The following is a 21,555-nucleotide window of genomic DNA, read 5'->3' as shown; positions in this document are numbered from 1 at the left end:
TTACTTTCTTAAATAAATCCAACCTGTTTGTGGTTTTCTTTCATCATTATTGAAATAAATAGTGTAGAAATAAGTTCCTGTTGGAAGCATATCACTTGAGAAGTTCCATCTTCCTGTTGAATATCCATCCCACCATGTTGGTGTTTGATATGGGTCTCCGTTATGTTTATAGTCATAAACTTTGTTACCATATCTATTTACAATTTCCATTGAGAAATTAGGATACAATACTTCTAAATGTTCTATTTCAAACACATCATTTATTCCATCTCCATTTGGTGTAAATCCTTCTGGAATTGTTAATTGAATAATTGGGTCTGTAGCTATTTCATCCATATCATCTTCAAATATATCTCCATTACCTGGAGTAGAATCTAGGTCTAATTCATTTACTGAAATTACTTCGGCAACATTTAACCAATCTCCTAATGGATTAACATAAGCTGTAATTACCATAGTTTCTGATGCACCATTTGCTATAGTGCCTACATTCCAAATTCCAGAACCATCATCATAAGATCCCGTAGATACAGTTACATTCACAAAATTATAACCACTTGGTAATTGATCTTGTACTTGTACTCCAGTAGCATCACTAAGTCCGTTGTTTGTTACCGTAATGGTAAAATCAACGTTAGTTTCTGCATATGGTTGTAAAACACCTGTTGTACTAACTGGACCTTGGTTTCCAAGAGATAAAGCAACTTCTTTTGTTAACTCTAAATCAACAACCTTAATTGGATCTGTAGCAATACAACTTGTATTATTACTTAAGTCTGGATCTGTTTGGTGCATTGCTGTAATTGTTGCACAGTTTAAATAATCACCTGTTGCATTAACAATTGCATCAATAAACAGTGTTTCTGTTTCTCCATTTAAGATAGTTCCAACTATCCAATTTCCAGTTTCATAATCATATACACCTTTAGATAATCCATGGGTAACATAGGTATAACCAGTAGGTAATAGATCTGCAACAACTACTTCTGTACCATCTATATTACCATCATTAATCAATCTAATTTCAAAAGAAACTTCATCTCCAACCAATGGTTCTAAATTATTTGCCATAACAGTTTTTTCAACTCGTAAATCAAGTTCTTGATATGGTGGTGCAGAAGCACTATCATAATCATCTTCATTTACATCACCATTATTAGGCGTAGAATCTATATCAATTTCATTGGCTGCAGTAATTTCAGCAATATTAATATAGTCTCCACTATCATTTACTATTACATCAATAAGTAATACTGCTGTATTTCCAACTTCAATAAAGCCTATATCCCAAATACCAGATTCATCATCATAAGTTCCTATCGATGGACTATAGTTGACAAAGTCATATCCTGAAGGAATTAAATCTGTTACTTGAACGCCTGTTGCCATTGTTGGTCCATCATTCTCAACTCTAATTTCAAATGTAATCATATCTCCAACTTCAGGATTAACAACATCATTAACAACCCATTTAGTTAAACTTAAATCGATATATGCTGTTGGTACAATTGAAGCACTACCTACGTTATTAGTAGTATCAGAATCTGTTTGATCTGCAATTAATTCACTTGTTGTGTTTGTAATTGTTTGTCCTAATGTTCCATCATTAACTGTTGCAGTAATGTTTAATGTTACAGTTGCTCCATTTGCTATAGTTCCAATATTCCATAATCCTGATCCATAATTGTATGCTTCTGTTGAACTACTTACAAAAGTTACTCCTACTGGCAATTTATCTACTAAACTTACTCCGGTTGCAGCACTTGGTCCGTTATTAGTAACTGTTATTGTATAAGTAATGATATCTCCCTCATTTGGTGTTGCATTACTTACTGTTTTTACAGTTGCTAAATCTGAACTTGTTACTACAATTGTTGCGTTATCATCATCTTCTGTTAAGTTTGCATCTACTTGGTCTTGGGTATTTGAAACTACATTTGTCAATGTCACACCTCCTTGATCCATTCCTACAAGTACTTCTAACACAATGCTTTCTTCTTCTCCTGACTCTAGTAAATCTATATTCCAAGTTGGTGCTGTCCAAACTCCATCACTTGGCATAACATTCGCTGTATAAGTCAAGCCTGCTGGTAAAACATCCGTTACTACTAAGTTGGTAACTTTTGCTGGTCCATTATTTCTAACGGTTACGGTATAGGTTACTATATCTCCAGCATTTGGTGTTTCATTGTCTACAACCTTAGTTAATACAATATCTGAATAATTTTCAACTTTAATAATAGCTTCTAAATCATCTCCTTCTGTTGTTGGGTCAGATTGATCTCCTGTTGCTGCAGTAGTTATATTCGTTATTGTTTCTCCTGTGGTATCTACATTAACAGTTGCTGTAATATTTAAGGTTGCTGTTGCCCCATTTGCAATGGCACCAACTGTCCATATTCCTGAACCACTATTATATGCTCCAGATTGATCATCACTTACGTAAGTAACTCCTGCTGGCAATAAGTCTGTTAAACTTACACCCGTTGCATCACTTGGTCCATTATTTGTAACTGCTATACTATAAGTAATTGTATCTCCTTCATTTGGTGTAGGATCACTTACTGTTTTTACGGTTACAAGATCTGAACTTGTTACTACAATTGTTTCTCTATCATCATCTTCTGTTAAGTCTGAATCTACTTGATCTTGTGTGTTTGACACTACATTTGTTAATGTCATTCCTCCTTGATCCATTCCTACAACAGCTTCAATTACTATTGTTTCTTCTTCTCCTGATTCTAATAAATCAATGCTCCAGTTTGGTGCTGTCCAAGTTCCATCACTCGGTGAAACAATACCATAAGTTAATCCTGTAGGTAAAGCATCTGTTACAACTAAACCTGTAACTTTTGCAGGTCCGTTATTAGTAACTGTTACCGTATAAGTTACGGTATCTCCAACATTTGGTGTAGCATTGTCTACTACTTTAGTTAAAACAATGTCTGCATAATTCTCAACTTCAATAGTAGCTTCTAAATCATCTCCTTCTGTTGTTGGGTCAGATTGATCTCCTGTTGCTGCTGTAGTTATATTCGTTATTGTTTCTCCTGCAGTATCAATATCAACTGTAGCTGTAATATTTAAGGTTACTGTTGCTCCATTTGCAATGGCACCAACTGTCCATATTCCTGAACCTCTATTATATGCTCCAGATTGATCATCACTTACGTAAGTAACTCCTGCTGGTAATAAGTCTGTTAAACTTACATCTGTTGCATCACTTGGTCCATTATTAGTAACTGCTATACTATAAGTAATTGTATCTCCTTCATTTGGTGTAGGATCACTTACCGTTTTTACTGTTACTAAGTCTGAACTTGTTACTATAATGTTCTCTTCTAAATCATCCCCATCTGTTGTTGGATCTAATTGATCTCCTGAAGCTGGAGTTGTAATATTAGTTATTGGTGTTTGAGCCAATGTCCCTTGTGCAGTAACCAACGCATCTATAGTTAAAGTTGCAGATTCTCCAATATCAATTTTACCTATTGACCAAGTCATATCTCCAGCAACATCAGCGTAAGTATTCACTGAACCTCCTGTAGCTATATGAGTAACATACTCAAGACCTGCTGGTAGATTATCAATTAAACTTACTTCTGTAGCTACACTTGGTCCATTATTTACAACCGTTAGCGTATAAGTAATCGTATCTCCTGTATTTGGAGTTGCATTATCTACAACTTTTGTTGTAACTAAATCTGTAATAGCAGTTGGAACTATAGTCACTTCATCTTGATCAATCTCTCCTGGAGTATTGTTCCCATGAACAACTCCATTTGGATCTTTTTGATCTGCATCTGTTACTTCTGCAATATTTGTATAATTTCCTGATTCATTTATAATTGCTGTAACTGTTAATGTTGCTGTTGTAGCTGCTATACTTGCAGCATCTGTATTATCATAAACTGTTAAATCTCCTACAGCCCATAAGCCTGAATCTGAATCATACGTTGTACCTATACTTGCAACTGGCGCAGTAACTGTTGATAAACTATAGCCACTAGGTAGTTGATCTACTACATCTATTCCTGTAGCATTTCCTGGTCCATTATTTACTAATGTTATAGTAAACGTTATCTCTTCTCCAACTATATGGTTTACTCCATTTGCTGGTACACTAATTTCTTTTTCTATCGCTAATTCTGCATAAGAGTTTGGAATATTCACAGTTAAATAAACTGTTGCCTGATCACAAACCTGTGGAGACCCTGTATCACAAACTTCATATACAAAACTGTCTGTGCCTACAAAATCTTCATCTGGTGTGTACTCAAAAGTTCCATCACCATTTAACACTAATGTTCCATTTGAAACATCAACTACTGGTACAGTAGTTACCGTTTGCTCATCGCCTTCTGGATCAGTATCATTATCTACTACATTTCCTGAAATAATTGTTTCTGGATCTCCATTATAAGTATCATCATTTGCATATGTATCATTATCGCCACCATCGTCAGGTAAAACTGTTACCGTTACCGTAGCGGTGTCACATAATGATGGTGTTCCATCATCACATATCTGATATGTAAAAGAATCTTTTCCTTCAAAATCCGCATTTGGTGTATAAGTAAACGTTCCATCTCCATTGTCTATTACACTTCCATTTACTGGAGTTGTTACGCTTCCTGGTGTTACCGTAATAGTATCCTCACTATCTGGATCAAAATCATTTGATATAACATGTATTTCAACTTCTACACCAACCTCGGTTATTGCTGTATCATCATTCGCTACCGGTGGATTGTTTTCTAATCCTAAAATCGTGTCGATTACAGTAATTGTTACCGTGGCTGTATCGCACGCCTCTGGAATTCCATCATCACAAATTGTATAACTAAAGGTATCTTCTCCTATAAATCCTAATCCTGGTGTATAAATGTAACTTCCATCTGTGTTCATTATAACTGTTCCGCCTTCTGTTGTTACTCCATCATAAGGGTTTACACTTACTGAATCTCCTTCTGGATCAAAATCATTTGTTAATACATTTCCTGCTACCGATGTATCTACAAATGTATTGTTGATATCGTTGATAGCGTATGTATTATTGATTGGATTTACTGTCAAATAAACTGTTGCTTTATCACAGGCTTGTGGTGTATCTCCATCGCAAACTTCATATACAAAACTTGTTGCTCCTTTAAAGCCTCTTGCTGGTATAAAAGTAAAAGTACCATCTGATCTCAATGTTAAGGCTCCTTCTGAAGGGTCAACTCCTGAAATTAATGTTACAACTTCTAAAACATATCCTTCTGGATCAGTATCATTATCTAATAAACTTCCTGTGATATCCTTGTTTGGATTTCCATTATAAGCATCATCATTTGCATACGTGTCATTTACACCATTATCTGGATTTACTATAATAGTTACTGTTGCTTCATCACATACAGATGGTGTTCCATCATCACATACTTCATATACAAATGTATCTTCTCCTTCGAATCCTGGATTTGGTGTGTAAACAAACGTTCCGTTTGGATCTATTGTTACTGAACCATTGGTTGGACCTGTTACTGGTGTTTCATTTACTATAAGCTCATCTCCTTCTGGATCAAAATCATTTGATAGTAAATTTCCTTCTACTGGTTGATCTTCTTCTGTTGTTGCGGTATCATTATTTGCTACAACTTCATTAATATCAGCATACGGATCTTCTAATACTTCTACTGTTACAGTTGCTGAATCACACGCCTCTGGTATTCCATCATCACATATTGTATAGCTAAAGGTATCTGTTCCTATAAATCCTGGATCTGGGGTGTATGTATAACTTCCGTCCGTGCTTACAACAACTCTTCCACTTGTAGGTTCTGTATTTAATGTTACCTCTTGTGCATTACCTTCTAAATCAAAGTCATTTGTTAACACATTTCCATCTACTGGAACATCTACAAACGTATTGTTAATGTCATTAATTGCATTAGTAGTATTAGGTATCTCTACTACCGTACAGTTAGGACAACCAGCATCATAACCTGGATCACTTGGATCTGCTGGTGTTGGATCTTCTGATTCATCCGTTACTGGATCGCCACTTGGATCTTTTCCTGTTGCCGTAGCTATATTATATACATAACCTGTATTTATATCAGTTTGTGTTAAGGTATGTACAGCTGTAAAAGTAGTACTGTCTGTTGCGCCTGGTACTAAATCTATTGATCCTCCTGTTACGGTTGCATTGTCATCTGTTACTGTTATTCCTGTAACCGTTACATTTCCTGTGTTAACTACTGTAAATACATAATGTACTTCATCGCCTACATTTGTTATTCCATCATTATTAGTATCTACATAAACACCGTCTTTCTCTAATGAAATCATTGGTGTTTGTTCTAATGGTGTTACTGTACAATCTGGACAAGATGAATCGTAAGCTGGGTCATTTGGATCTAATGGTGTTGGATCTTCTGAATCATCCGTTACGGGATCTCCATCTGGATCTGTTCCTTTTGCTGTCGCTGTATTTGATACGGATCCTGCTGCAATATCGGCTGCTGTAATCGCGTAATCTAAACTTGCTGTTCCTGTTTCACCAGCTGCTAATGTACTTGGTGTTACTGCTAATCCTGTAATTCCTATTGTAGTATCATCTATAGTTAAAGCTGACACCGTTACATTTCCTGTGTTTTCTACACTAAATGTATATTTTATTATATCTCCTACACTTACCATAGAATCTCCATCAGTATCTTCATAAACACCGTCTTTCTCTAATGAAATCATTGGTGTTTGTTCTAATGGTGTTACTGTACAATCTGGACAAGATGAATCGTAAGCTGGGTCATTTGGATCTAATGGTGTTGGATCTTCTGAATCATCCGTTACGGGATCTCCATCTGGATCTGTTCCTTTTGCTGTCGCTGTATTTGATACGGATCCTGCTGCAATATCGGCTGCGGTAATCGCATAATCTAAACTTGCTGTTCCTGTTTCACCAGCTGCTAATGTACTTGGTGTTACTGCTAATCCTGTAATTCCTATTGTAGTATCATCTATAGTTAAAGCTGACACCGTTACATTTCCTGTGTTTTCTACACTAAATGTATATTTTATTATATCTCCTACACTTACCATAGAATCTCCATCAGTATCTTCATAAACACCGTCTTTCTCTAATGAAATCATTGGTGTTTGTTCTAATGGTGTTACTGTACAATCTGGACAAGATGAATCGTAAGCTGGGTCATTTGGATCTAATGGTGTTGGATCTTCTGAATCATCCGTTACGGGATCTCCATCTGGATCTGTTCCTTTTGCTGTCGCTGTATTTGATACGGATCCTGCTGCAATATCGGCTGCGGTAATCGCATAATCTAAACTTGCTGTTCCTGTTTCACCAGCTGCTAATGTACTTGGTGTTACTGCTAATCCTGTAATTCCTATTGTAGTATCATCTATAGTTAAAGCTGACACCGTTACATTTCCTGTGTTTTCTACACTAAATGTATATTTTATTATATCTCCTACACTTACCATAGAATCTCCATCAGTATCTTCATAAACACCGTCTTTCTCTAATGAAATCATTGGTGTTTGTTCTAATGGTGTTACTGTACAATCTGGACAAGATGAATCGTAAGCTGGGTCATTTGGATCTAATGGTGTTGGATCTTCTGAATCATCCGTTACGGGATCTCCATCTGGATCTGTTCCTTTTGCTGTCGCTGTATTTGATACGGATCCTGCTGCAATATCGGCTGCGGTAATCGCATAATCTAAACTTGCTGTTCCTGTTTCACCAGCTGCTAATGTACTTGGTGTTACTGCTAATCCTGTAATTCCTATTGTAGTATCATCTATAGTTAAAGCTGACACCGTTACATTTCCTGTGTTTTCTACACTAAATGTATATTTTATTATATCTCCTACACTTACCATAGAATCTCCATCAGTATCTTCATAAACACCGTCTTTCTCTAATGAAATCATTGGTGTTTGTTCTAATGGTGTTACTGTACAATCTGGACAAGATGAATCGTAAGCTGGGTCATTTGGATCTAATGGTGTTGGATCTTCTGAATCATCCGTTACGGGATCTCCATCTGGATCTGTTCCTTTTGCTGTCGCTGTATTTGATACGGATCCTGCTGCAATATCGGCTGCGGTAATCGCATAATCTAAACTTGCTGTTCCTGTTTCACCAGCTGCTAATGTACTTGGTGTTACTGCTAATCCTGTAATTCCTATTGTAGTATCATCTATAGTTAAAGCTGACACCGTTACATTTCCTGTGTTTTCTACACTAAATGTATATTTTATTATATCTCCTACACTTACCATAGAATCTCCATCAGTATCTTCATAAACACCGTCTTTCTCTAATGAAATCATTGGTGTTTGTTCTAATGGTGTTACTGTACAATCTGGACAAGATGAATCGTAAGCTGGGTCATTTGGATCTAATGGTGTTGGATCTTCTGAATCATCCGTTACGGGATCTCCATCTGGATCTGTTCCTTTTGCTGTCGCTGTATTTGATACGGATCCTGCTGCAATATCGGCTGCGGTAATCGCATAATCTAAACTTGCTGTTCCTGTTTCACCAGCTGCTAATGTACTTGGTGTTACTGCTAATCCTGTAATTCCTATTGTAGTATCATCTATAGTTAAAGCTGACACCGTTACATTTCCTGTGTTTTCTACACTAAATGTATATTTTATTATATCTCCTACACTTACCATAGAATCTCCATCAGTATCTTCATAAACACCGTCTTTCTCTAATGAAATCATTGGTGTTTGTTCTAATGGTGTTACTGTACAATCTGGACAAGATGAATCGTAAGCTGGGTCATTTGGATCTAATGGTGTTGGATCTTCTGAATCATCCGTTACGGGATCTCCATCTGGATCTGTTCCTTTTGCTGTCGCTGTATTTGATACGGATCCTGCTGCAATATCGGCTGCGGTAATCGCATAATCTAAACTTGCTGTTCCTGTTTCACCAGCTGCTAATGTACTTGGTGTTACTGCTAATCCTGTAATTCCTATTGTAGTATCATCTATAGTTAAAGCTGACACCGTTACATTTCCTGTGTTTTCTACACTAAATGTATATTTTATTATATCTCCTACACTTACCATAGAATCTCCATCAGTATCTTCATAAACACCGTCTTTCTCTAATGAAATCATTGGTGTTTGTTCTAATGGTGTTACTGTACAATCTGGACAAGATGAATCGTAAGCTGGGTCATTTGGATCTAATGGTGTTGGATCTTCTGAATCATCCGTTACGGGATCTCCATCTGGATCTGTTCCTTTTGCTGTCGCTGTATTTGATACGGATCCTGCTGCAATATCGGCTGCGGTAATCGCATAATCTAAACTTGCTGTTCCTGTTTCACCAGCTGCTAATGTACTTGGTGTTACTGCTAATCCTGTAATTCCTATTGTAGTATCATCTATAGTTAAAGCTGACACCGTTACATTTCCTGTGTTTTCTACACTAAATGTATATTTTATTATATCTCCTACACTTACCATAGAATCTCCATCAGTATCTTCATAAACACCGTCTTTCTCTAATGAAATCATTGGTGTTTGTTCTAATGGTGTTACTGTACAATCTGGACAAGATGAATCGTAAGCTGGGTCATTTGGATCTAATGGTGTTGGATCTTCTGAATCATCCGTTACGGGATCTCCATCTGGATCTGTTCCTTTTGCTGTCGCTGTATTTGATACGGATCCTGCTGCAATATCGGCTGCGGTAATCGCATAATCTAAACTTGCTGTTCCTGTTTCACCAGCTGCTAATGTACTTGGTGTTACTGCTAATCCTGTAATTCCTATTGTAGTATCATCTATAGTTAAAGCTGACACCGTTACATTTCCTGTGTTTTCTACACTAAATGTATATTTTATTATATCTCCTACACTTACCATAGAATCTCCATCAGTATCTTCATAAACACCGTCTTTCTCTAATGAAATCATTGGTGTTTGTTCTAATGGTGTTACTGTACAATCTGGACAAGATGAATCGTAAGCTGGGTCATTTGGATCTAATGGTGTTGGATCTTCTGAATCATCCGTTACGGGATCTCCATCTGGATCTGTTCCTTTTGCTGTCGCTGTATTTGATACGGATCCTGCTGCAATATCGGCTGCGGTAATCGCATAATCTAAACTTGCTGTTCCTGTTTCACCAGCTGCTAATGTACTTGGTGTTACTGCTAATCCTGTAATTCCTATTGTAGTATCATCTATAGTTAAAGCTGACACCGTTACATTTCCTGTGTTTTCTACACTAAATGTATATTTTATTATATCTCCTACACTTACCATAGAATCTCCATCAGTATCTTCATAAACACCGTCTTTCTCTAATGAAATCATTGGTGTTTGTTCTAATGGTGTTACTGTACAATCTGGACAAGATGAATCGTAAGCTGGGTCATTTGGATCTAATGGTGTTGGATCTTCTGAATCATCCGTTACGGGATCTCCATCTGGATCTGTTCCTTTTGCTGTCGCTGTATTTGATACGGATCCTGCTGCAATATCGGCTGCGGTAATCGCATAATCTAAACTTGCTGTTCCTGTTTCACCAGCTGCTAATGTACTTGGTGTTACTGCTAATCCTGTAATTCCTATTGTAGTATCATCTATAGTTAAAGCTGACACCGTTACATTTCCTGTGTTTTCTACACTAAATGTATATTTTATTATATCTCCTACACTTACCATAGAATCTCCATCAGTATCTTCATAAACACCGTCTTTCTCTAATGAAATCATTGGTGTTTGTTCTAATGGTGTTACTGTACAATCTGGACAAGATGAATCGTAAGCTGGGTCATTTGGATCTAATGGTGTTGGATCTTCTGAATCATCCGTTACGGGATCTCCATCTGGATCTGTTCCTTTTGCTGTCGCTGTATTTGATACGGATCCTGCTGCAATATCGGCTGCGGTAATCGCATAATCTAAACTTGCTGTTCCTGTTTCACCAGCTGCTAATGTACTTGGTGTTACTGCTAATCCTGTAATTCCTATTGTAGTATCATCTATAGTTAAAGCTGACACCGTTACATTTCCTGTGTTTTCTACACTAAATGTATATTTTATTATATCTCCTACACTTACCATAGAATCTCCATCAGTATCTTCATAAACACCGTCTTTCTCTAATGAAATCATTGGTGTTTGTTCTAATGGTGTTACTGTACAATCTGGACAAGATGAATCGTAAGCTGGGTCATTTGGATCTAATGGTGTTGGATCTTCTGAATCATCCGTTACGGGATCTCCATCTGGATCTGTTCCTTTTGCTGTCGCTGTATTTGATACGGATCCTGCTGCAATATCGGCTGCGGTAATCGCATAATCTAAACTTGCTGTTCCTGTTTCACCAGCTGCTAATGTACTTGGTGTTACTGCTAATCCTGTAATTCCTATTGTAGTATCATCTATAGTTAAAGCTGACACCGTTACATTTCCTGTGTTTTCTACACTAAATGTATATTTTATTATATCTCCTACACTTACCATAGAATCTCCATCAGTATCTTCATAAACACCGTCTTTCTCTAATGAAATCATTGGTGTTTGTTCTAATGGTGTTACTGTACAATCTGGACAAGATGAATCGTAAGCTGGGTCATTTGGATCTAATGGTGTTGGATCTTCTGAATCATCCGTTACGGGATCTCCATCTGGATCTGTTCCTTTTGCTGTCGCTGTATTTGATACGGATCCTGCTGCAATATCGGCTGCGGTAATCGCATAATCTAAACTTGCTGTTCCTGTTTCACCAGCTGCTAATGTACTTGGTGTTACTGCTAATCCTGTAATTCCTATTGTAGTATCATCTATAGTTAAAGCTGACACCGTTACATTTCCTGTGTTTTCTACACTAAATGTATATTTTATTATATCTCCTACACTTACCATAGAATCTCCATCAGTATCTTCATAAACACCGTCTTTCTCTAATGAAATCATTGGTGTTTGTTCTAATGGTGTTACTGTACAATCTGGACAAGATGAATCGTAAGCTGGGTCATTTGGATCTAATGGTGTTGGATCTTCTGAATCATCCGTTACGGGATCTCCATCTGGATCTGTTCCTTTTGCTGTCGCTGTATTTGATACGGATCCTGCTGCAATATCGGCTGCGGTAATCGCATAATCTAAACTTGCTGTTCCTGTTTCACCAGCTGCTAATGTACTTGGTGTTACTGCTAATCCTGTAATTCCTATTGTAGTATCATCTATAGTTAAAGCTGACACCGTTACATTTCCTGTGTTTTCTACACTAAATGTATATTTTATTATATCTCCTACACTTACCATAGAATCTCCATCAGTATCTTCATAAACACCGTCTTTCTCTAATGAAATCTGTGAACATTCTACAGTTATAGTCACAGAATCTGAAGTACTTACACAACCTGTTGTTGTATTCGTAACCACTAAAGTATAAGTTGTTGTTTCGCTTGGTGTTGCTTCTGGTTGTGCAGCTGCTGTATCATCTAATCCTGTAGCTGGTGACCATTCGTAGCTATAACCTGCTTGTGATGCAGTTCCTAACATTACACTTGTTGTTGTACAGTCTAAAGTAGCATCCTCTCCTGCATTTGCAATTGGTAATGTATTTACTGTTACCGTAGCACTTACATCTGTTAATGCTAAATAACAAGTACCATTATTTACATTGGTTAAATTTAAGGTGGTATCTGCAGTTATTTCAGAGACTGTTACTTGTACAGTACCATCTTCTCCTATAGTTACTGGACTTGATGGTAAACCTTTTGCTCCAGTATATGTAACTATATCTCCTGCTGCTCCTTCTATAGTAAACACAGCATCTTCTCCTGAACATACTGAACTACTTGCACTTATAGTTGCTGCTGTTGGTAAGTCATTAACAGATAAGGTAATACTTTCTTCAGCACCACAACTATTATTGCTTGTTGTAACTTCTACTCTATATTCATTTTCATCGAAGCCTTCCGGAGTTTCTGTTATGGTTAAACTTGCTGTACTTGTTCCACTATATGGTGCTGTATCTGTTAACTCTGTAGTTCCTAAATACCATTGGTACGTATAATCTGCTTCTGGTATATCAATAGTTGTATCATCATCCTCTAAACCTGAGGCTCCAAAATCTGTAACTCTTTTCCCTTCAATTGTAGCTTCTAAAGTAATGTTTGAATCTACACAAACTTCTGGTGTACTTGGTGCTATTACTATTGAGTTGATTACATCACTTGTAAGCACTGCTGTAGTAGTATCTTGACCTCCACTTACAGCTGTTGGCACTCCATTTGCATCAACAGTACCATTAATACTTCCATTTGAATTTAAATCATCATTTGTTATACTTCCATCAGCCTCAATTGCATCTGGACATCCATCATTATCACTATCTAAATCTAAATGATCCGGAATACCATCACGATCAGTATCACAAACTATTGAAGCTAAAACAATATTATCAACACCCACATCATTTCCAGCACCACCATTTGGTTGGGAATTTATAAGCACTATATCAACACTAGCTGTAGTTGCCTTAAAATCAAGAGTGGTACGTCTCCAAAGGTCATCGTTAACGACACCAATATCCTCTGAAGTAGCAGATGCTAAAACGGTTCCGTTTGAATCTTGAATTTGTAAAGTAAATTTAGGAATATCGTCACAACCGTTACACAAGCCTGCTAAATCTACTCTAAACCTGTAATTAAGTCCTGCCTCTGTTGTTAAACCTTCCTTTCTATAGAACTCAAAAGTAGATGGTCCTGTATACGATGAATTTCCATTACCGTTCATATTAATAGCTAAGTACCTTCCATCGGTTGAACCATCCGCAGGACCATCGACATCATCTATGTTTGCATCAACATTTCCATTTTTATCTGTTCTATTGTATTGTGACAATCCTTCTGTATTAGATGTTACAACAGCATAAGACCCATCACCAATGGGTCCAGAACTTTTAAAAGTATGATTTAAAACAGCTGAATCTTCAAATCTTCCTGCACCTGTTCCAAAATCTTCAGAATACACCACATTATAATCTACTTTAGACGAATCATCACAAGAATCCTCTAATATATCTGGTATACCATCATTATCATCATCTAAATCACAAATATCATTTATTCCATCTCCATCAGTGTCTATTCCTGCCGGATCAGTACAAGGGTCTACAGTTTCTTTAATACCAAAATCTATAGAACCAGCCGTTAAACTAGGCACATTTAAACTTCCATCAACAACTCCGCCTTCATTTGTATATTCCCAATTTGATGGTAATTCATTAGTTGGCGCAGGACTATCTTCCGTTCCTTGGCTTGTACTTAATTCAAATGTATAATCTACTAAAGCATCGTCTAAAGTTACAGTATAAGTACCATCACTTGCTACAGCAGCTGTAGCTACTACATTACCTGTTGAATCTACAACATTTACATATAATTGAGTACTTCCTGGAGAACCAATACCTGTTCCGTCTACGGTACCATTATCATTTGTATCGTTATAAACAGTACCAGAATAGATAACACCACCATCTGCCGTTGGACAATTGGTTGGTTCTATGGTTGGCGCTACACCTCCAAAGACAACGCTTGAATCTACATTAAGATTACCGTAATTTTGAAACAGATCACCAATCTCGTCAGTACCTGAACCTAAAGACGTACTTGTAAAATTTAAGTTTGGCCCAATATTACCTTCGTTAACAGAAGATAGACTTTCAAATTCAAAATACCCTTGTAGACTGGAGTCTGAAGGCCCTACAAAATTACCTGTAGATGAAAATACTCCACTACCAGATGTTATAACCACTCCTTGATTATAAAATGTACCTCCATTACCTAAATTAACATTTCCTGTAATATTAAAAGTACCGTAATTACTAACTTTAGAAGTATCACCTCCATAATCAATTTGACCAGTATTAAAGGTTCCTGTATTAATTACTTGACCTCCACCATTTAAATTAAATTTACCAGAATATATCCCACAGTTAATATATGAGGAAATACTGTTGGAGTTATAATTACCAGACACCGTAAGATTTCCAGAATTTATAAATTGAGCTTTACCACTACTAATATTAAGGTTATTACTAACAGTCATATTTGAGTTATTCTCAATAGTAATTACGGCATTGGAGTTAGAAAACTGCAATGTCTCTGGTTTAAAAGTTCCATTATTGGTAATATTCATAACATCACCATTTAAGGTTAATGTTTTGGTTGTCATTAAACCTCCAGGAGCAATGGTAATATCCATATCACCTGCCCAAGTTGTGTTTTGCTGAACATTTAATGTACCTTCTACGTATATTGTAAAAGTACCTGAACCAGATGTAGAATAATTATTAGCCCCTAAATTTAATACAGCATCTGAAGCGACACATATAGAACCACCATCACCAAATGTAATATCTGAAGAAATTGATGTAGTACCTGTAGTAAAACACCTAGTTTCATTTGCTGCAAAAATCGGGCTAGTACTATTATTAGTACCATCACAACCAGTACACTGCGCGTAGGCTGTTTGTGAAGAAGTAATTGCTATTAAAAATGTAAAATAAAGTAATACGTAAAATTTTTTCATAAAATTTATTCTTTAATTCATTGTTATAATTTAGAACGCAACCTAAATTGCAGTATCTATATTTTTTATTACTTATTAGTTGTATTTATAGGTATACGTACTTCAAATTCTTTTATTTTTTTTCTGAATATGAGAAACATATCTATACTTTATAAACACAAGAAATTTTAAAAAATCACAATAAAAAACCCTAAAATTTAAACTAATCAAAAATTGGTAGTTTAACTTTTTAGGGGTTATTATAAGTAAACATTATAATTATTTTAAAAAATATTATCGGGCAAAATTACGTTAAGAGTTTCTTGTTACAAATGGTTATAATATCCGTTTTCCGCTAAATAGACAGAATACAAACTATTGATTAACTTATACTTACGATTTAACACACGTACTTCTATAAATTTTTAAAAATTGAGTATTTATTAACGGAAAAACAACTATTACACTTGTTGAAATTTTAATGAATAACAGAAAAGATATATACTAATACTAGTATAAAATATTATGAATTGAATATAAGGCTTTAGAATAAAAATTAAAACACAGAAGGTTGCTTAAACTTACTTAATAAAGAGACATTAATTAAAAGCTGAAAGTAGAGAATAAAATTAATTGGAGTTTTTAATATCTTCAATAAATTCTGAAGGACTATATCCAGTTATATCTTTGAAACATGCAGAAAATTTACTATGAGAAGAAAAACCACATTCATCTGCCAAATAACTTATTTTATAATTTAAATAAGCTTTATCTGTAGTTAGCTTATTTTTAATATAATTTATTCTTAAATTATTAATGTAGTGGGTATAATCTGTATTTTTATAATTTTTAAGAAAATTCCTAAAATATTTAGTATTTGTATTTAACAAACCTATTAGAGTTGGCAAAGACATGTTTTTATCTAAAAAGCCATTGGAAGCTTCAAACTCTTTTAATTTTTCAACAAGATCTTCCTCTGTTTTTTTAGGAAGCACAATATCTGTTGTTTTACTATTATCAATTATAAGAGTTTTATTATTTGTATTAGAGAATATTTTTTTTGTTTTTAAATACATAAAAATTAATAGTGCTATAGCTAAAACCGAAAATATAACTATATAATTATCACTTTTGGGTACAACATCACTTTTATTTGAATTTATGTTAAGTGCATTATATGCACTGTTTACTATTAATTTTTTATTTTTTGTATTCTCATTTAATTGAGTAATATATTTGATATTGTACTTTGTAAAACTATCTAATTGTTTAATTTGATTATAATATTCGGAAATACTTTTAAAAACTTGCTCTTTTAAATTTGGATTTTCACTTTTTTCTGAAATTGCAAGTGCTTTTTTTAAATATACACCAGCACTATCAATATTTTTGAATTTTAGAAAAGCTTTTCCATAACCATGGTAAATAGAAGAAGCCCAAATTGAACTACCCGCTCCAGCTTTATTTATAAAAATATTAGCCTTTGAAAAATACGCTAATGCACTATCTCGTACTTCTAAAGCATCATACGAATGGCCTAACATTTCGTGCGTAGTAGCCAATACAAAGTTTCTGTGATCTAAATTTTCTTCTTTTTCAAACGTAAGATTAGCTAAATGTAAATATTCTATAGTTCTATTGTAATTTTTTTCGTCAAATGCATATTCAGCTAATTCTTGATTACACAATGCAATATATTTTAACCTTCTATCATTATCAGAAATAAAATCGCTAACCTTCATACCTTTATTTATAAAATTTCTACCTTTATCTATAAAACCTATATCTCTGTATAGGGTAGATAAAAAACCATAAATTCTGGCTTGATATGCATATTCTTTTTCTTGTTTAGCAATTTCTAAAACTTCTAATAGTTTATTAATCGCTTCCCCCTTTTTTTCTTGCTTTGCTAAAATATCAGCAAAAAGTATTTGCGATTTTATTTTTTGTTGTTCATTATCAGCATATATAGAAAGAGAATCTGCTAAGTATAATGCTTTTGTAGGATTTGCAGAAGATATATTTACTGCAACTTGGTAGAATATAGAATCAAATTTTTTAGATTGAATGTCGGTATTGGTTTGCGAAAAAACCAAATAAGGAATTAATAATAAGAGTAAAAAAAAACGCATTAATTAGCTAAATAAAATTATTAAAACAATAAATTACTTGTAAAAGTATGTTTTACAAATAAAGACCTATAATAATGTATGAGTTAGCATAGCAAAGATAATTAATTCTTTAAATTATTGGCTACGGATAAACTAAATTTTTTAAAAAAATAAAACCTTACAAATCTAAAGAAATGTAAGGTTTAGAGTTTTATAAAAGTGGTCCCACTTGGGCTCGAACCAAGGACCCCCTGATTATGAGTCAGGTGCTCTAACCAGCTGAGCTATGGGACCTAAAACTGGGTGCAAAATTACTACTTTTTATTTTATGTACAACACTTTTTTACATTTTTTAATAAATAATAATTATTTAACTTTTAACTGCTCTTATAATGTTTTGATTACCAAATATTCAGTTAAATTATATGCATTGTAAAAAACAGCTATTTATAGTATTGCTTAAACCAAATTTTTTGAAACTCTCTTTTCAAGATAAGAAATACAAGCTGATTTACTACATCTGTTAAATTACTATTGGTAATAATTGCCAATTCTTTTTCTGAAAGATCAATTCGGTATATTAAATTTAAATAATCATCGTATTTAAATTGTATAAGATTTAAAAGTGTTACTGACAATTCATCTTTTAAATTTTCAAAAGAACTAGTTACATCAAAAAATTTTGAAATTCCACTTAAATGAAAATCTTTATTAAGCTGTTCTATTAATTTTAGCTCTAAATTTTTAGTTTCAACAGCTTCTTGTAATACTATTAAGTTTTTTAATTTTAACATTAAATACTTCGCTTCATTAAACTTAATCCAAAGTTTTTTAATAGTTGTTTTTTAGCATCAGAAATAGCTAACGTTTCTAAAGTTACAAATGCACCTTCAGTATAATTTTCTATTTCACTTTTTGTAATATCAACAATATTATACTTATTAAAAAGAGCTGTTACTTCTTTTATTTTAGTTTCGGACTTACTCTCTATATTATATAGGTGTAATAATTTCTCTAAATCTTCTTTATTACAAACTTCTAAAGCTTTTAGATATAAAAATGTTTTTTTATTCTCAAGAATATCACCTCCAATTTGTTTTCCAAAAGTTGCTGCATCACCAAAGGTATCTAAAAAGTCGTCTTGCAATTGAAATGCTATACCTAGATTTAAACCAAAATTATATATTTTTTCGGCTTCACTATCAGAAACATCAGCAATAATAGCACCCATTTTCATTGCAGCTGCAACTAAAACAGATGTTTTATAAGTAATCATTTTAATATATTCCGTAATACTTACATCGTTTCTGGTTTCAAAATCAATATCTAGCTGTTGTCCTTCACAAACTTCTAAAGCAGTTTTATTGAATAAAAGCAGTAATTTTTTAAAAATTTCAGGTTCATACTTATTAAAACATTGCGATGCTAAAATCATCATAGCATCTCCAGATAAAATTCCGGTATTCACATCCCATTTTGTATGAACAGTTTCTTTACCTCTTCTAATTGGAGCACTATCCATAATATCGTCGTGTATTAACGTAAAATTATGAAAAACCTCAATTGCTAAAGCCGCATCGTAGGCTTGTTCAGTATTACCTTCAAATAAATCGCAGATCATAATTGTTAAAATTGGACGTAAACGCTTACCTCCTATCTGCAAAATATAATGTATTGGTTCGTATAAATTTACAGGCTCTTTTACCTTAATTTTTTTATTTAAATAACTAATAAAATCTTCTTTATAAGTAGCAACTACATCCATTTAATCTATTTTTTTGTAAAAATACAGCTTTGAATTAACATTTAATAATCCATATATTTTTTTGAATGTTATAAAATTGTTAATACTTAGAAAACTTTTTTTGTTTCTAAAGTTTCCTTTTCTATATTTGCACGCAATTTAAAAAAGGAATCGTTCCTAATGAAAGAAGAAATTATAAAAAAAGCAGGAGAATCATTTTTAAAGTATGGCTTTAAAAGTGTTACTATGGATGATATTGCCAATGATTTAGCTATTTCAAAAAAGACAATTTACAAGCATTTTAAAAATAAAGTAGAACTTGTAGAAAACACTATTAGTTATTTTCATGAAATGGTACACAACACGGTAATGTGTGTTTGTGATAAAAAATATAATGCTATTCAAGAAAACTTTGAAATTAAAAAAATTTTTTCAAAAGTATTTGAGCATGCAGATAATTCGCCAATGTATCAGCTTCAAAAATATTACCCTAAAATACATTTAAAAATTATTAAAAATGAATTTTCAATGTTTAAAGATTGTATTCTAAAAAATATTGAAAAAGGTATTGAAGAAGAAATTTACAGAAAAAATATTGATAAAGAATTAACAACAAAATTTTATTTCTCACTAATGATGAGTGTGCACGACACTAATCTACACACTTATAACAAAAACACAATCAATAAGTTAGAATTAAAAGCACTGGAATATCATATTAGAGCAATTGCAACATTAAAAGGATTAAAAATTTTAGAAGAACAATTAGATAAAAACTCAATTACATAATGAAGAAAAGTATATTACTAATTTTTGCATTACTGTTAAGTATTAATTTAACTGCCCAAGAAAACATTACACTTTCTTTAGATGAAGCAATAAGTTATGCAATGGAAAATAGTTATTCAGCAATAAATGCTTCTAGAGATATTGAAGCTGCAAAAAAGAAAAAATGGGAAACAACAACCATTGGATTACCACAAATAAGTGCTACTCTAGACTATCAAAATTGGATTAAACAACAAGTTTCGTTAATTCCAGCTGAATTTTTTGGTGGTAATGAAGGTGAATTTGCTGAAATTGCATTTGGAACAAAACATAATATGAATGCTTCTGCAACCTTAAACCAATTAATTTTTGATGGTTCTTATTTAGTTGGACTACAGTCTGCAAAAGTATACCTACAAATTTCTGAAAATGCTAAAGAAAAAACAGATTTAGGTATTAGAGAAGCTGTTATTAACGCCTATGGAAATGTACTTTTAAGTGAAGAAAGCATAAAAATTATAGAAAAAAACATAATTACGCTAGAAAAAAACTTAGAAGAAACAACACAAATATATGCAAATGGTTTTACTGAAGAAGAAAATGTAGAACAGCTACAAATAACTCTTGCTACCATTAAAAGTCAACTTTCTAAAACTAAAAAATTAAAAGACATTGCTTATAAAATGTTGAATATTACTTTAGGACTAGATATCAATAAAACAGTTGTATTAACAGATTCTTTAAGTAGTCTTTCTAAAAAAAATACAAATTTAGGCTTACTTTCAACCGAATTAACCATAGAAAATCATATTGATTTTAAAATTGCTAAAAACACCGAAAAATCAAACGAATTATTAGTAAAACTAGAACAAAGCAAAGCACTACCAACATTAAGTAGTTTTATTAACTTTGGATATGCTGGTTATGGTGAAAGTTTCGATTTCTTAGAAAAAGATCAACAATGGTTCGATTCTTCATTGCTAGGTGTAAGTTTAAAAATACCTATTTTTAGTAGTTTAGCTAGAAGTTCTAGAACACAACAAGCAAAAATTGAATTAGAAAAAGCCCGTACAAACTTAACAGAAACAGAACAAAAATTATTACTTCAATTAGAATCTGCAAAAACAGAGTACAACTATAGTTTAGAAGAACTAGAAACTTCTAAACAAAATTTAGCATTGGCAGAACGTATAGAAAATAAACAACAAATTAAATTTTTTGAAGGTATTTCAACAAGTTTTGAATTAACTGAAGCCCAAAGACAATTATATACCATGCAACAAAATTATTTACAAGCAATGCTAAATGTTATTGCAACTAAAGCCGCATTAGACAACGCATTAAACATCTCAATCAACTAAAATA

Annotated in this window: 6 protein-coding genes and 1 tRNA gene; 2 read left to right on the top strand and 5 right to left on the bottom strand. The window is 33.5% G+C overall.

The window, feature by feature from the left end:
• The 5 genes from MKD41_RS13810 to MKD41_RS13790 all read right to left on the bottom strand — a co-directional run bounded on the left by MKD41_RS13810 (position 1) and on the right by MKD41_RS13790 (position 19,443).
• Complete coding sequence (locus MKD41_RS13810) at positions 1-15,588, bottom strand: DUF7507 domain-containing protein (protein ID WP_240242920.1); 15,588 nt, start codon at positions 15,586-15,588, stop codon at positions 1-3.
• Between the two features lie 608 nt (positions 15,589-16,196).
• Positions 16,197-17,699: an AraC family transcriptional regulator gene (locus tag MKD41_RS13805; protein WP_240242919.1), complete on the bottom strand. Its 1,503-nt coding sequence runs from the start codon at positions 17,697-17,699 to the stop codon at positions 16,197-16,199.
• 199 nt (positions 17,700-17,898) lie between these two features.
• Positions 17,899-17,972 (bottom strand) — tRNA-Ile (locus tag MKD41_RS13800).
• A 149-nt stretch (positions 17,973-18,121) separates the two neighbouring features.
• The gene (locus MKD41_RS13795; RefSeq protein WP_240242918.1) at positions 18,122-18,472 is read right to left on the bottom strand and encodes a hypothetical protein; all 351 of its coding nucleotides are present in this window, start codon (positions 18,470-18,472) and stop codon (positions 18,122-18,124) included.
• Positions 18,472-19,443 (bottom strand): polyprenyl synthetase family protein, encoded by a 972-nt coding sequence (locus MKD41_RS13790; RefSeq protein ID WP_240242917.1) that lies wholly within the window; start codon positions 19,441-19,443, stop codon positions 18,472-18,474. The genes MKD41_RS13795 and MKD41_RS13790 overlap by 1 nt, the downstream gene beginning before the upstream one ends.
• 159 nt (positions 19,444-19,602) lie before the next feature.
• On the opposite strand from MKD41_RS13790, the gene MKD41_RS13785 reads away from it, so the two are divergent.
• Together MKD41_RS13785 and MKD41_RS13780 are read left to right on the top strand one after the other, a co-directional pair.
• Positions 19,603-20,211: a TetR/AcrR family transcriptional regulator gene (locus MKD41_RS13785; RefSeq protein WP_240242916.1), complete on the top strand. Its 609-nt coding sequence runs from the start codon at positions 19,603-19,605 to the stop codon at positions 20,209-20,211.
• On the top strand, positions 20,211-21,551 hold the full coding sequence (locus MKD41_RS13780; protein ID WP_240242915.1) for a TolC family protein: 1,341 nt from the start codon (positions 20,211-20,213) through the stop codon (positions 21,549-21,551). Before MKD41_RS13785 ends, MKD41_RS13780 begins: the two co-directional genes overlap by 1 nt.
• Positions 21,552-21,555 lie beyond the last annotated feature (4 nt).

The organism is Lutibacter sp. A64, from assembly GCF_022429565.1.
Lineage (GTDB): Bacteria > Bacteroidota > Bacteroidia > Flavobacteriales > Flavobacteriaceae > Lutibacter.
Note: the sequence above shows the minus strand (reverse complement) of the source record. Positions and strands in the feature narration are given on the sequence as shown.